Source organism: Roseateles sp., from assembly GCF_965262435.1.
Taxonomy (GTDB): Bacteria; Pseudomonadota; Gammaproteobacteria; order Burkholderiales; family Burkholderiaceae_C; genus Paucibacter_A.
Window position 1 is genome coordinate 67,813 of record NZ_OZ253537.1, and the last position, 13,981, is coordinate 81,793.

At 67.2% G+C, this 13,981-nt stretch carries 15 protein-coding genes; 6 read left to right on the forward strand and 9 right to left on the reverse strand.

Annotation, left to right across the window (positions count from 1 at the left end; genetic code table 11):
* Window positions 1-7 precede the first annotated feature (7 nt).
* From ACQY39_RS00315 to trpE, 7 genes are all read right to left on the reverse strand, one after another.
* On the reverse strand, window positions 8-940 hold the full coding sequence (locus tag ACQY39_RS00315; RefSeq protein ID WP_428502928.1) for a BadF/BadG/BcrA/BcrD ATPase family protein: 933 nt from the start codon (window positions 938-940) through the stop codon (window positions 8-10).
* 315 nt (window positions 941-1,255) lie between these two features.
* A complete protein-coding gene (locus ACQY39_RS00320; RefSeq protein WP_428502929.1) occupies window positions 1,256-1,960 on the reverse strand; it encodes a uracil-DNA glycosylase in 705 nt (234 codons plus the stop codon).
* A 19-nt stretch (window positions 1,961-1,979) separates the two neighbouring features.
* On the reverse strand, window positions 1,980-2,777 hold the full coding sequence (gene trpC / locus ACQY39_RS00325) for an indole-3-glycerol phosphate synthase TrpC (RefSeq protein WP_428502930.1): 798 nt from the start codon (window positions 2,775-2,777) through the stop codon (window positions 1,980-1,982).
* 34 nt (window positions 2,778-2,811) lie between these two features.
* Window positions 2,812-3,852 carry an anthranilate phosphoribosyltransferase gene (gene trpD, locus ACQY39_RS00330; protein WP_428502931.1) on the reverse strand — a complete coding sequence of 347 codons (1,041 nt, stop codon included), beginning with the start codon at window positions 3,850-3,852 and terminating at the stop codon, window positions 2,812-2,814.
* 12 nt (window positions 3,853-3,864) lie between these two features.
* Window positions 3,865-4,893, reverse strand: coding sequence for a low-specificity L-threonine aldolase (gene ltaE, locus ACQY39_RS00335; RefSeq protein ID WP_428502932.1), 1,029 nt, complete (start codon window positions 4,891-4,893; stop codon window positions 3,865-3,867).
* Between the two features lie 5 nt (window positions 4,894-4,898).
* On the reverse strand, window positions 4,899-5,483 hold the full coding sequence (locus ACQY39_RS00340) for an anthranilate synthase component II (protein ID WP_428502933.1): 585 nt from the start codon (window positions 5,481-5,483) through the stop codon (window positions 4,899-4,901).
* A complete protein-coding gene (gene trpE, locus ACQY39_RS00345) occupies window positions 5,484-6,983 on the reverse strand; it encodes an anthranilate synthase component I (RefSeq protein WP_428502934.1) in 1,500 nt (499 codons plus the stop codon). It lies immediately after the preceding gene.
* A gap of 468 nt (window positions 6,984-7,451) precedes the next feature.
* Here trpE and ACQY39_RS00350 point away from each other — a divergent pair, with 468 nt between their 5' ends.
* Window positions 7,452-8,084, forward strand: a complete 633-nt coding sequence (locus tag ACQY39_RS00350) for a chalcone isomerase family protein (protein WP_428502935.1) — start codon at window positions 7,452-7,454, stop codon at window positions 8,082-8,084.
* Here ACQY39_RS00350 and gph read toward each other — a convergent pair.
* Together gph and ACQY39_RS00360 are read right to left on the reverse strand one after the other, a co-directional pair.
* Window positions 8,056-8,736 carry a phosphoglycolate phosphatase gene (gph, locus tag ACQY39_RS00355; protein ID WP_428510681.1) on the reverse strand — a complete coding sequence of 227 codons (681 nt, stop codon included), beginning with the start codon at window positions 8,734-8,736 and terminating at the stop codon, window positions 8,056-8,058. The two genes, ACQY39_RS00350 and gph, sit on opposite strands and share 29 nt — an antisense overlap.
* A 58-nt stretch (window positions 8,737-8,794) precedes the next feature.
* Window positions 8,795-9,826, reverse strand: coding sequence for a hypothetical protein (locus tag ACQY39_RS00360; protein WP_428502936.1), 1,032 nt, complete (start codon window positions 9,824-9,826; stop codon window positions 8,795-8,797).
* A 211-nt stretch (window positions 9,827-10,037) separates the two neighbouring features.
* Here ACQY39_RS00360 and ACQY39_RS00365 point away from each other — a divergent pair, with 211 nt between their 5' ends.
* The 5 genes from ACQY39_RS00365 (at window position 10,038) to ACQY39_RS00385 (ending at window position 13,981) form a co-directional block, all read left to right on the forward strand.
* Window positions 10,038-10,379: a hypothetical protein gene (locus tag ACQY39_RS00365; protein ID WP_428502937.1), complete on the forward strand. Its 342-nt coding sequence runs from the start codon at window positions 10,038-10,040 to the stop codon at window positions 10,377-10,379.
* A gap of 98 nt (window positions 10,380-10,477) precedes the next feature.
* Complete coding sequence (locus ACQY39_RS00370) at window positions 10,478-11,608, forward strand: PfkB family carbohydrate kinase (RefSeq protein ID WP_428502938.1); 1,131 nt, start codon at window positions 10,478-10,480, stop codon at window positions 11,606-11,608.
* Window positions 11,605-12,555, forward strand: a complete 951-nt coding sequence (locus ACQY39_RS00375; RefSeq protein ID WP_428502939.1) for a pseudouridine-5'-phosphate glycosidase — start codon at window positions 11,605-11,607, stop codon at window positions 12,553-12,555. Before ACQY39_RS00370 ends, ACQY39_RS00375 begins: the two co-directional genes overlap by 4 nt.
* A 114-nt stretch (window positions 12,556-12,669) precedes the next feature.
* Complete coding sequence (locus tag ACQY39_RS00380; protein ID WP_428502940.1) at window positions 12,670-13,782, forward strand: efflux RND transporter periplasmic adaptor subunit; 1,113 nt, start codon at window positions 12,670-12,672, stop codon at window positions 13,780-13,782.
* Window positions 13,748-13,981 carry a hypothetical protein gene (locus tag ACQY39_RS00385; protein WP_428502941.1) on the forward strand — a complete coding sequence of 78 codons (234 nt, stop codon included), beginning with the start codon at window positions 13,748-13,750 and terminating at the stop codon, window positions 13,979-13,981. The genes ACQY39_RS00380 and ACQY39_RS00385 overlap by 35 nt, the downstream gene beginning before the upstream one ends.

Here is a 13,981-nt window from a genome sequence, read left to right on the forward strand (position 1 = left end):
GAAATCCTCAGCGTTGCAGTGCGCTGCGCACCAGGTGCAGCGCACCCTCGGCCGAGTCACCTCGAGGTGACACGCAGCGGGCACGAATGGTGCCTGAGAATTCAGAGCTCAAACGCACAGCGATGCTGCCGCACAGCGCCAGAGGCAGTTCAGATTGAGGATCCAGGGCGTGGGCGAGGCGTTCCAGCTCGCTCACGGCGTCGGCAACAAAGCCAGCCGCCACCGGATCGTTCGGGGCGTGATCAAAGACCAGCGGGGCCAGGCTGGCATAACCATGCTGGCCGGCGGCAGCGCACCAGGCCAGGATGGTGGCTCGATCCTGACCGGCCACGGCCCAGACGGCACGGGCCAGCGCACCAGGCTCGGCGCGGCCGTCCAAGGCCTGCTGGGCGTGGCGCATGGCCTTCAGACCCAACCAGGCACCGCTGCCTTCATCACCGCAAACCCAGCCCCAGCCGCTGATGTAGGCGCGCTCGCCATTGCGGCGCAGGCCTTCACCGACGGTGCCGGTACCGGCCGCGACCACCGCGCCGGGCTCGCCGCCATGGGCGCCCAGCAAGGTCGTGAAACCGTCGTTGTCCAAGGCCACCAGGGCATAGCCGGGCTGCAGGGCAGAGAAGGCCTCGACCTGCGCCTCCACGCCCGTGCCCGACAGGCCCAGACCGATGGCGCAACGCGAAAGGTCCAGCTCACCCAGGTCCGCTTGCGCAGCTGCGGCCTGCACGGCCTGCTGGATGTGACGCCAGGCTTGCTCGGCGCCTTGTCCCAAGGCCGAGGGGCCGGACTCGCCCTGCCCCAGAAGCACACCGGCCCGGTCGCTCAAGCGCACCCGGGTGCCGGTACCGCCACCGTCCACACCAATCAGGTAGAGCACCGCCGCCGAAAGATCGGAAGCTGTGGCGCCCTCGAGGGCCGGTGAACGAAGGATGACCGTTTTCATATTAATACCAGTTTAGTACCAAAAATGAAGACCCGTCAATTGCTGGAGAACCCTTGTTGCAGCTTTGCGCAAACCGGGCGTCAGAGGTGCAAATTGGCACAGCGCTGATCTTCAGCACCATACCAATTTAGAACCAAGCTGGCGACTGGTAGCAGCCCGGAGTGCATGCAAATCTTGAGTCAAGCTTGAGCAGGTCTTGAAGAGGTCTTTAGAGCAAGGCCCTATTGACCGGCGAAACGACAGATTGTCGTTGACGCCTCTTTCGTTTTTGAGCGTGCTGACTCGGGGATAGCCCTGAGCAGCGGCGTCAAAAAATCAGTCCAGCGACCAGTCCATGGCGCGGCCGTGCTGCGCCAAAAAGGCCGAGGCCGCACTGAAATGGCCGCAGCCGATGAAAGGCTGGGGCGGCCGCAGGGCCGACAGCGGCGAGGGATGGTTGGCTTGCAGCACGCAGTGCGGCACGGCGCACGGGCCTTGGGCTGCCGCGATCAGCGGCACCTTGGCCTGCGCGTACGCGCCCCAGAGCATGAAGACCTTGGGCGCAGGGTCGCGCGCGGCCGCGGCGATCAGGGCGTCGCTCAGAGCTTCCCAGCCCTGTTTGGCGTGGCAGGCGGGTGCGCCGTCCTCCACGGTGAAACAGCTGTTGAGCAGCAACACGCCGCACCGTGCCCAGGCCCCCAGATGCGGCGACATGGGCGGCTGCTGGCCCAGGTCGCGCTGCAGCTCCTTGAACAAATTGCGCAGGCTGGGCGGCGGCGTGATGCCCTCGGGCACCGAGAAGGCCAGGCCCTCGGCCTGCCCCGGCCCGTGGTACGGGTCCTGACCGAGGATGAGCACACGGGTCTCGGCCAGCGGGGTGAGGCGCAGGGCACGCAGCGGCTCGGGCGGATAAATCAGCGCGCCAGCCTCGCGGCGGCGCTGCAAAAAAGCCAGCAGGCGTTGGCCCTCGGCGCTGGCCGCCCAGGCATCGAGCACCGGCTGCCAGCCGGGATCCACGGGGGCCAGCAGGTCCAGGCTCACAGGCTTGCTTGCCAGGGCTTCAGGCGAACAAGGCGGCCAGCGCCTCACCCGGATCGGGCGCACGCATGAAGGCCTCGCCGACCAGGAAGGCATGCACGTTCGCGGCGCGCATGGTCTGCACATCGGCCGCAGCCAGGATGCCGGACTCGGTCACCAGCAAGCGCTCGGCCGGCACACGTTCCAGCAGACCCAGGGTGGTGTCCAGCGTGACTTCGAAGCTGCGCAGATTGCGGTTGTTGATGCCGACCAGCGGGGTCTTGAGGCGAAGGGCGCGGTCCAGCTCGGCACCGTCGTGCACCTCGACCAACACCGCCAGGCCCAGGCTTTGCGCCACGGCCTCCAGATCGGCCATCTGCGCGTCATCGAGGCAGGCGGCGATCAGCAAGATGCAGTCGGCCCCCATGGCCCGCGCTTCAAAGACCTGGTACTCGTCGACCATGAAGTCCTTGCGCAGCACCGGCAGCGCGCAGGCCGCGCGGGCCTGCTGCAGGTAGGCAACCGAGCCCTGGAAGAACTGCGCATCGGTCAGCACGCTCAGGCAGGCGGCGCCGTGGCGGGCATAACTCTGCGCGATGGCGGCAGGCTCGAAGTGGGCGCGCAGCACGCCCTTGCTGGGGCTGGCCTTCTTGATTTCGGCAATCACAGCGCTGCGGCCCGCAGCAATCTGGGCGCGCAAGGCCGCTTCGAAGTCGCGCAGGTCAGCGCGGCGCTCGGCGCTTTCCGCCTCCTCGCGCAGGCTGACCAGGGAGCGCTGGCGGCGCAGCAGGGCCAGCTCTTCATGTTTGACCGCAACGATGCGGCGGAGGATGTCGGACATGGTGTGGATCGGCAGATGGAAGATGCGAGGGCGCTCAGCCGCGGCCTAAAGCCTGTGTGGCGGCCACGAACTGGTCGAGCTTGGCGCGGGCCGCGCCGCTGGCAATGGCCGCGCGGGCGCGGGCGATGCCGTCGGCGATCGAGCTGGCCACATTGGCGGCGTACAAGGTGGCGCCGGCATTGAGCAGCACGATGTCGCGCGCCGCGCCGTCCTCATTGGCCAGGGCGCCGAGCAGCATCACGCGCGATTCCTCCGGGCCGGCCACGCGCAGGCTGCGGTTGGACACCATGGCCAGGCCGAAGTCCTCGGGGTGGATCTCGTACTCGCGCACCTCGCCGTTCTTCAGCTCACCGACCAGAGTGGCGGCGCCCAGCGAGATCTCGTCCATGCCATCCTTGCCATAGACCACCAGGGCATGCTCGGCGCCCAGGCGCTGCATCACGCGCACCTGGATGCCGACCAGATCGGGGTGGAACACGCCCATCAGGATGTTGGGCGCGCCGGCCGGGTTGGTCAGCGGCCCCAGGATGTTGAAGATGGTGCGCACGCCCATCTCCTTGCGCACCGGGGCGATGTTCTTCATCGCCGGATGGTGGTTGGGCGCGAACATGAAACCGATGCCGGTCTGCGCCACGCTCTCGGCCACCTGGGCCGGGCTGAGCATGATGTTGGCGCCCAGCTGCTCCAGCACATCGGCGCTGCCGGTCTTGCTGGAGACACTGCGGTTGCCATGCTTGGCCACCTGCGCGCCGGCAGCGGCAGCCACAAACATCGAGCAGGTCGAGATGTTGAAGGTGTGGGCGCCATCGCCGCCCGTGCCCACCACATCGACCAGATGCGGGTGCAGGGCCGGCTCCAGCGGCACCTTGTTGGACAGCTCGCGCATCACCTGCGCGGCGGCGGTGATCTCGCCGATGGTTTCCTTTTTCACCCGCAGGCCGGCCAGCAAGGCGGCCGACATCACGGGCGACATCTCGCCGGCCATGATGCGGCGCATCAGGGTCAGCATTTCGTCGTGGAAGATTTCCCGGTGTTCGATGACGCGGGTCAGGGCTTCGGTGTCGGTGATCGGCATCTCAATTTCCTCTCAAGCGAAGTACTCGCGCACGGCCGCCACAGCGTGGTCCACACCGGCCGCATCCACATCCAGATGGGTCACAAAACGCAGGCGATAGAGGCCCGTGGCCAACACGCCGCGCGACTTCAGATAAGGCAACAAGCCGGCAGCCCGCTCGCCCTGCGCCACATCCACAAAAACGATATTGGTCTGCGGCGCTTCCACGCTCAAGCCCGCAATGCCTTGCAGGCCCTGGGCCAGGTGCTGAGCCAGGGCATGGTCCTCGGCCAGGCGATGGACGTGATGGTCCAGCGCGTGGTGAGCCGCAGCCGCCAGCACACCGGCTTGCCGCATGCCGCCGCCCAGCATCTTGCGCCAGCGGTGGGCGCGCTGGATCAGCGCCGCCGAGCCGCAGAGCACCGAACCGACCGGCGCACCCAGACCTTTGGAAAAACAGACCGAGACGCTGTCGAAATGACTGCAGATGCGCCGGGCCGCGGCATACGGATCCGCGGCATCCACGGCCACCGCGGCATTGAACAGGCGCGCACCGTCCAGATGGCGCGTCAGCCCATGTTTCTGCGCCAGAGCCGAGGCCGCGGCCAGGTAGTCCAGGGGCAGCACCTTGCCGCCGATGGTGTTCTCCAGCGTCAGCAAGCGGGTGCGGGCGAAGTGAGCATCATCGGGCTTGATATTGGCTTCGATGTCGGCCAGCGACAGCGAGCCATCGGCCTGGTGGGGCAGCGGCTGAGGCTGGATGGAACCGAGCACGGCCGCACCGCCACCTTCCCAGCGGTAGGTGTGCGCGAACTGGCCGACGATGTACTCCTCGCCGCGCTGGCAATGCGCCATCAGCGCCGCCAGATTGCTCTGCGTGCCGGTGGGCATGAAGAGTGCCGCCTCAAAGCCGAGGCGCTCAGCCAGAGCCTGCTGCAAGGCATTGACCGAGGGGTCATCGCCAAACACATCGTCGCCCAAGGGAGCGGCCTGCATGGCCTCGCGCATCGCAGCCGTCGGCTGGGTCACCGTATCACTGCGAAGATCGACAACAGTGCTCATGGTGCTCAAAGGGCCCGTTGGAGAAAGTTCTTGAGCATCGCATGGCCATGCTCGCTGAGGATGGATTCGGGGTGGAACTGCACCCCCTCCATCGGCGCGGCGGTGCCGGCCAGCTCGCGGTGGCGCACGCCCATGATCTCGCCGTCCTCGCTGCGCGCGGTGATGTCGAAGACCGCGGGCAGCGTGGCCTCCTCGATCACCAGCGAGTGGTAACGGATGACGCTGAAATCACGCGGCAGGTCGTGGAACACGCCCTTCTGGTCGGTGCTGATGGTGCTGGCCTTGCCATGCATCTGGGTTTTGGCGCGAATGATCTTGCCGCCCATGGCCGCCCCCATGCTCTGGTGGCCCAGGCACACGCCCAGGATGGGCAGCTTGCCGGCGAAATGCTGGATGGCCGGCACGCAGATGCCGGCTTCCGCCGGAGAGCACGGCCCGGGCGAGAACACCAGGTGATCGGGCCGCAAGGCCTCGATTTCGTTCAGGGTGATCTCGTCATTGCGAACGACTTTGACCTCAGCGCCGAGTTCGCCAAAGTACTGCACCAGGTTGAAGGTGAAGCTGTCGTAGTTGTCGATCATCAGCAGCATTTAGAAGCCCTCCTCAACCAGTTCAGCGGCGCGCAGCAAGGCGCGGGCTTTCGCTTCCGTTTCTTTCCACTCCAGCTCGGGCACCGAGTCGGCCACGATGCCGGCCGCGGCCGAGACGTACAAAGTCTGATCCTGCACGATGCCGGTGCGAATGGCGATGGCCAGGTCCATATCGCCGGCAAAACTCAGGTAGCCGCAGGCGCCGCCGTAGATGCCGCGCTTGACCGGCTCCAGCTCGTCGATGATTTCCATGGCGCGGATCTTGGGCGCGCCCGAGAGCGTGCCGGCCGGAAAGGCGGCGCGGAACACATCCATATTCGACAAGCCCTCGCGCAGCCGGCCTTCGACATTGCTGACGATGTGCATCACATGTGAGTAACGCTCCACCGCATAGGCATCGGTCACCTTGACCGAGCCGATCTCGGCGATGCGGCCCAGGTCGTTGCGGGCCAGATCGATCAGCATCAGATGCTCGGCGCGCTCCTTGGGGTCGGCCTTGAGCTCGGCTTCCAGGGCCAGGTCTTGCTCGGGCGTGCCGCCGCGCGGCCGGGTGCCGGCCAGGGGTCGGATGGTGACCTGCTGGCCCTCGGCCGTGCGCTCATGCCGCACCAGGATCTCGGGCGAGGCGCCGACGATCTGGAAGTCGCCCATGTCATAGAAATACATGTAGGGGCTGGGGTTGAGCGAGCGCAGGGCGCGGTACAGGCTGAGCGGTGACTCGGTGTAGCGCTTGGACAGGCGCTGGCCGAACACGATCTGCATGCAGTCGCCGGCGGCGATGTAGTCCTTGGCCTTGAGCACGGCCGCTTCGAAATCGGCGCGCGCAAACTCGCGCTGCACCGGATGCGCCTGGCCGCGCTTCACCTGGGGCGCGCTGACGCTGTAGCTGAGCTTGTCGCGCAGCTCGGTCACGCGCTTCTTGGCTTTGTGGAAGGCCTCCGGCTGGGCAGGGTCGGCATAGACAATCAGGTAGAGCCGGCCCGAGAGGTTGTCGATGACGGCCAGCTCCTCGCATTGCAAGAGCATCACGTCGGGCGTGTCCAGGCCGCCGGTTTTCTCGGTCTTGGCCAGCTTGGGCTCGATGTAGCGGACCGCGTCGTAGCCGAAGTAGCCGGCTAGGCCGCCGCAGAAGCGCGGCATGCCGGGGCGCAGGGCCACCTTGAAGCGTTGCTGGTAAGCCTCGATGAAGTCCAGAGGGTCGCCTTCATGCGTCTCGACCACGGCGCCGTCGCGGATCACCTCGGTCGTGCGCCCATGGCTTTTGAGCACGGTGCGGGCGGGCAGGCCGATGAAGGAGTAACGCCCGAAGCGCTCGCCACCGACCACGGATTCGAGCAGAAAGCTGTGCTTGCCCGAGTTGCCGCCGTAGGCGCCAGCGCCTGCGCAGAGTTTCAGGTACAGGGACAGCGGGGTTTCCAGGTCCGCGAAGGCCTCGCTGATCAGCGGGATGCGGTTGTAGCCCAGGGCGGCCAGGCTTTGGAATTCAAGTTCAGTGATCATCACGTCAAACCCTTGCAGGCAGGCGACGCGCCCCGGCGCTTTGTCTGGGCGGTGTGGGCGGCGCGTCTTCATCATCAATGGCTTGTTCGCGGTCCACCCTGTGGCCTCGCACCCTGGAGGCGCGGGCGTTCAGCAAAGGTTCAGGTGGACATGGGCCGGGGCGAGGTCTCGGACAGCGCGCGCATCGCGCATCGCATCTCGAGGTTCACGCCCGCAGCAAGCAGCGGGCCAAGCGGCGTCTTCTTCAGCGGAGGAAGGCGAGCGGGCAACGCCAGGGCCAGGCTCCCCGGTCGTGCGACCCCTTGATGTGCTTGCGCGTGATGAACATAGTGCGGGCGAGTGTAGCAGCCCCATTCAAACAGGCGCTGGCAGAGCGGCCGGCTTGCGGCCATACTGCCGCTTACCTTTGCTTACCTCAGGGACAGCAAAGCTGAACACACCACAACAAAGACAACGGAGACACAACGAATGCTTGGAATTTCTCTTCAGGCCCGCCTGGCCGCGGGCCTGTTTGCACTGGCCGGCCTCTTCCTAACAGCCGCGGGCAGCGGCGCTCAGGCACAGACGGTGGATCTGGCAGGGGTGAAGTACGAAACCCAAGCCGACGTCGGCGGCCAGAAGCTGCAGCTCAATGGCGCCGGCATCCGCTACAAGGCCGTATTCAAGGTCTACACCGCCGGCCTTTACATGGCCGAGAAGAACAGCAATGCCGACGCCGTGCTGGCTGCACCCGGCGCCAAGCGCATCCACCTGGTCATGCTGCGCGAAGTGGACGGCAATGAGCTCGGCAAGCTGTTCACCAAGGGCATGGAGCAGAACGCGTCGCGCGAAGAGTTCGGCAAAGCGATCAACGGCGTGCTGCGCGTGGCCGAGATCTTCTCCACCCGCAAAAGCCTGACTTCGGGCGAATACTTCTGGATCGACTACATCCCCGGCACCGGCTCCACCGTCTTCCTGAACGGCAAGCCCATGGGCGCGCCGATCAAGGAACCCGAATTCTTCAGCGCCCTGCTGCGCATCTGGCTGGGCAAGTCGCCGGCCGATGACCAGCTCAAAGAGGCCCTGCTGGGCGTCAAGCGCTCTTTGCGGGACCGAGGCTGATCTGGTCGAGACGGTCCAGGTGCTGCAGAGCGGGCAGCGCTGTGATCGGCTCGCCATGGTTGTAGCCATAGCTGAGCAGCAACACCGGGCAACCGGCCGCCGCGGCGGCGCGCGCATCGTTGCTGCTGTCGCCAATCATCCAAGTCTCGGCCGGCGCCGTACCCAAGGCTTCGCAGGTCTTGAGCAGGGGCAAGGGGTCGGGCTTTTTGCGCTCGAAGTCGTCGCCACCGAACACAAGGTCGAAGAAGCCTGAGAGCTCCTTGCGCGCCAACAGCTCGCGCGCAAAGGCCGCCGGCTTGTTGGTCAGGCAGGCCATGGGCCGCCCGGTCGATCGCAAGAGCGTCAGGCCTTCGCGCACGCCGGGGTACACCTCGGAGAACTGCCCGTTGAGCTGGCGGTAATGAGCCTGATACGCCGCCCACGCCTGCTCGTAGCGCTGGGCCGGATCGGCGCCGACATGATCCAGAGTGCTGCGGATCAAATGCTCACTGCCTTGCCCCACCGTGCGCTCGACAAAAGCCCGCCGCACCTCAGGCAGGCCTAACTCCGTCAATACACGGTTCAGGACCGCGACAAAATCGCCAAGGGTATCGACCAAGGTGCCGTCGAGGTCGAGGATGAAAGCAGCGGGGGGGATCGTCGGAAGGTGCATCAGATTCAAGGAGACAGAGAAGAAAAAGGTCGAACTGCATCGGCCACGAGGGCGTGATTCAAGGCAGGCGCACGCGGTCGCGCTCCTCGACCCGAACTTCTTGCGTTCGACCACCGCCGACCGAGTAAGTGATCCACAAAACCTTGCGCTCGCCCGGCGCCGGGTCAAAACCGAACAGACGATTGCTGACCTCGACATCAAGGCGGTCGCGGCGCATCTGAGACTGCAGGCTGTCGGTCACGTCGCGGGTCTGGCGTCCGACGCCGTAGCGGGCGCTGATGATGCGCAGGTCGCCACGGTTGTAGGCTCTGTCATTGCCAGCGCCCTGACCCCAGCCGCCCTGCCACCCGCCATGGCCCCAGTTGCCGCCGCCCCAGCCGGTGAACTGGTTGCCGTCGACATGGCTGTATTCGGGGTAATCGAAGATGCGGGTCTGGCCGTCACGGCCACGGGCATAGATGCGCAAGATCTTGTTGCGGCCCGGATCCGGGTCGACACCGAAGACATTGTTCTCCAACTTGAATTGACGGTCCTGGCGGGCCAAGTCCTTGAGGCGCGGCGTCACATCGACATGGCGCCGCTCGGTGCCGTAGCTGGCTTGCAGAATTTGGTACTCGCCGTCATCACTGTTCTGGCCGCGGCCCTGGCCCCAGGCCGACGCGCCCGGGCGCACCGGACCTTCGCCCCAGCCGCCTTGCCAGCCGCCCTGGCCCCAGTTGCCGCCGCCCCAGCCGGTGAATTGGCTGCCGTCCACATCCCCGTGCTCGCGGTACTCGAACACATGCTGATCGCCGTCGCGGCCGCGTGTGTAGATGCGCAAGGTCTTGGTTTCGCCGGGCGCCGGGTCGACGCCAAACAGCTCGTTGACCAGCCTGAAGCGGCGGTCCTGACGGGCCAGCTCTTTGAGGCGCTGGGTGACGTCGACATGGCGCTGGGCTGTGCCGTAACTGGCTTGCAGGATCTGATACTCACCCTCATCCTCGTCGCGGTAGGCCGAGGCCGGGCCGACCAGGGACAGCAGCAGCGCCAGCGCCAGCAGCAGGCCCCGCCCGATGGCGTAGGGAAATGGACTTGGGGCAGATGTATTCACTGAGACAGACTCCATGCGGTGCGGCAAGCGCTGAGTTTCATGCATGGCAGTATCCACCCGCGTGCTCCGGCCGGCAGAGGCTGGACATTCAAAGTCGCAGGCCCGGCGCCCCCAAGGGCGCACGAGCCGGAACTCGGTTCATGTGCAAGTTTTGGCGTCCTGAACGCAGGCAGACTGTGCAGACTTCCCACATGCGTCCAAGCCCGCCGCCATGCCGCCCTTCAAGCCCTTCAAGCTTTCCCCGCTGTTCACCCGCGCAAGCTCATCCACCGCATGGGTCCGCCTCGCGCTGGGCCTCTGCGCCTTGCCTCTGGCCGCCTGCACCGCCGTGGGCGAAGTGGCCTACGACCTGCGACTGGAGCATGAACGCGATCGCTGCCAGGCCTTGCTGGCCAACAGCGAGCGCAACAGCTGCCTGGAGCGGGTACGCGATAGCGCTCGCCAGGCCGAGCAGGTGCGCAAACAACACGAAGACGGCAAAGACAAGCGCCCCGCCGACCGCGGGGATCTGTGCTTCACCCGAAGCACAGGCGAACGCGTCTGCCCCAATTAGAGGGGGGGGGGGTGAACAGGTGAACAAGTGAATGGGTGAAAGTGCAGCGACAATGTGGACAATTGTCTTCAATGAGGACATTTGTCTAGAATGCCGGCATGGACAGCAAAAAAGAGCTGCTGCTGGCATTACTGCAGCAAGATCCCTTCATCGGCCAGCAGGCGCTGGCCGAGCGCCTGGGCCTGTCGCGCTCGGCCGTGGCCGGGCATATCGCGGCGCTGACGCGCGAGGGCCGCATCCTTGGCCGGGCCTATGTGCTGCCGCAGCAGGCGCCGGTGCTGTGCATAGGCGGCGCCAATATCGACCGCAAGCTGCGCACCCTGGGCGCGCTGCAGATGGGCAGCTCCAACCCAGCCGTGATGAGCGAAAGCCTGGGCGGCGTGGCGCGCAATGTGGCCGAGAACTTGGCCCGCCTGGGCCTGCCCACCCAGCTGATCACCGCCGTGGGTGAGGACGCCGCCGGTCAGGCCTTGCTGGCGCAAGCGGCGGCCGTGGGCCTGTCCACCCAGGGCACGCTGCGCGCGGCGGACGCGCCGACGGGCAGCTACACCGCCGTGCTCGATGCGGCCGGCGAGATGCAGCTGGCCCTGGCCGCCATGCCTCTGGCCGAGCGCCTGGACCCGGAGTTTCTGCGCCGCAGCTGCGCCCAGCGCCAGCAGGCGCGCCTGATCGTGCTGGACCTCAATCTGCCGGCCGAGAGCATCGCCCTGCTGCTGCGCGAGGCGCAAGAGAACCCGGGCCGGCGCCTGCTGGCCGTGGCGGTCTCTGAGGCCAAGATGCGCCATCTGCCGGCCCAGTTGCAAGGCTTGACGACCTTGCTGCTGAACCGCGGCGAGCTGGCCGCCCTGCTCGGACACACCCTGCCCGCCCACGACCCGCAGCAGCCCCTGCCCGCCCTGGCCCAGGCCCTGGCCGAGCTCCATGCCCGCGGCCTGCCCCAGCTGGTGCTGAGTCTGGGCGAGGCCGGATTGATCTGCAGCGAGGCCGGCCAGGCGCCGCTGCATCTGCGCGCCCCGGCCGTGCCGGTCTGCGATGTCACCGGCGCCGGTGATGCCCTGGCCGCCGGCGTCTGCGCCGGCCTGCTGCAGGCCGAGGCCAGCTTGGCCAGCGCCTGCCGCCTGGGCCTGCGCCTGGCCGCCCTGACCGTGCAAAGCCCCCACACCGTTCACCCCGAGCTCAGCCCCGCGCTGCTGCAAGAGCAAGAAGACTTCACGAAGCCACACGCATGAACCCCACCTCCCGTACCACCCGCACCACCCCCTCCGCCGATTTCCTGGTCTTCTCCGCCGAAGTGGCCGCCGCGCGCGCCGCCGGCCAGCCCGTGGTGGCCCTGGAGTCCACCATCATTTCGCACGGCATGCCCTACCCGCAGAACGTGCAGACCGCCCGCGAGGTGGAGGCCCTCATCCGCGCCGAGGGCGCCGTGCCGGCCACCATCGCCATCCTGGACGGCAAGATCCGCATCGGCCTCTCGGACGCCGAGCTGGAGCTGCTGGGCCGCTCGCCCGAGGCGATGAAGGTCAGCCGCCGCGACCTGCCCTTTGTGCTGGCCAGCGGCCGCATCGGCGCCACCACCGTGGCGGCCACCATGATCTGCGCCGAGCTGGCCGGCATCGAGGTCTTCGTGACCGGCGGCATCGGCGGCGTGCACCGCGGCGCCGAGACCAGCTTCGACATCTCGGCCGATCTGCAGGAGCTGGCCCAGACCTCGGTGGCCGTGGTCTGCGCCGGCGCCAAGAGCATTCTGGACATCGGCCTGACCCTGGAATACCTGGAAACCCACGGCGTGCCCGTGCTCAGCGTGGGCCAGGACCACTTCGCCGCCTTCTACACGCCGGACAGTGGCTTCAAGGCCGACTTCCGCCTCGACACGGCCGCCGAGCAGGCCCGCTTTCTGCGCTGCAAATGGGACCTGGGCCTGCGCGGCGGCGTGGTCGTGAGCAACCCGGTGCCGGCGGCCGAGGCCATGCCGCGCGAGGAAATCGACGCCATCACCGCCCAAGCCCTGCAAGAGGCCGAGGCACAAGGCATCAGCGGCAAGGCCGTCACGCCCTTCCTGCTGGCCCGCATCAAGGCCCTGACCGAAGGCCGCAGCCTGGCCACCAACATCGCCCTGGTGAAGAACAACGCCCGTGTCGGTGCGCAGCTCGCCCGCGCCATGCAGGCCTTGGCCTGAAGACCAGGCCCGTTCACGGAGCAGCAATACACGCCATTTCTTGATCGCTTAAGCTCGGGCACCCCATTCCTCAGCGCACCATGTCCCGGTGCCTGCGCCGAAAGCGAACAAGAAATGCGCCTCAAGCCCGTCGCCCTGAGCACCGTCGTCCTGCTGAGCCTGGCCGGCGGCGGCTGGTACCTCCAGCAGCACAAGAAACCAAGCCCGGGCGCCGACAGCGCAGCGCCTGCCAGCCCTGCTTCCGCCGCGAGCAATGCAAGCAGCAAGAGCCCGCCGCAAACCGTGGGCGTCATGGCCGCCCGGCTGCAGGACGTGCCCGTGACGGTGGAAGCCAGCGGCACCGTGGCCTCGCTCAAGACCGTGGACCTGCGCGCCCAGACCAGCAGCGTGGTGCGCGAGGTGCTGATCAAGGACGGCGACACCGTGCGCCGGGGTCAGGTCTTGTTCCGCTTCGACGACCGGCCGGACCGGGCCAATGTCGAGCGCGCCCGCGCCCAGCTGGCCCGCGACCGCGCCAGCCTGGCCGATGCCGAGCGCCAGTACAAGCGCGCCCAAGAGCTGCGCGCCCAGAACTTCATCGCGCCCAGCGCCCTGGACAGCAGCCAGGCCGCGGTGGAAGCGCAACGCGCCGCCGTGCAGGCCGACGAGGCCGCCCTGCAAGCCGCGCAGCTGAGCCTGGGCTACAACGAGCTGCGCGCGCCCATGGACGGCCGCGTCGGCCTGATCAGCGTCAACCCCGGCAGCCTGGTGCAAGGCGGCAGCGCGGCAGCCACACCCCTGCTCAGCATCGTGCAGATGAACCCCATCGGCGTGAGCTTCAATCTGCCGGAAACCCAGCTGGCATCGCTGCTGGCGGCCACGCGCGCCGCGCCGGGCGAGAAGAACCCGCCCGCGCTCGATGCCCAACTGCTGATGCCCGGCGCGCGCGGGGGCAGTGATCAAGCGGCCAAGGAACAGCCCCTGAAGGGCAAGCTCGGCTTTGTCGACAACCTCGTCGACAGCACGACGGGCACCATCAAAGTGCGAGCCGAGTTCGACAACAGCCAGCAGACGCTCTGGCCCGGCCAGTACGTGCGCATCCGCATGACGCTGCGCACGATCAAGGACGCGGTGGTGGTGCCGCAGGCGGCCATCATCCAGCGAGGCAACGAGCGCTCCGTCTACGTGGTGGGCGCCGACAAGAGCCGCCGAGATGCGCCCGGTGCAGACCCGCTACCCCTTCGGTGACTGGGTGGTGGTCGAAGGCCTGAAGGCCGGCGACAGCGTGGTGGTGGAAGGCAAGCAAAACCTGCGCCCCGGCACGCCGCTCAAGCCCCAGCCGGCCCAGCTGAACCCGGCCCAGGGTGGCGGCGGCAAACGCGGGGCGGCTGCTTCTGCGGCTTCTGCGGCCTCCGCTGCGTCCAGTGCATCCGCCGCCGGAGCCTGA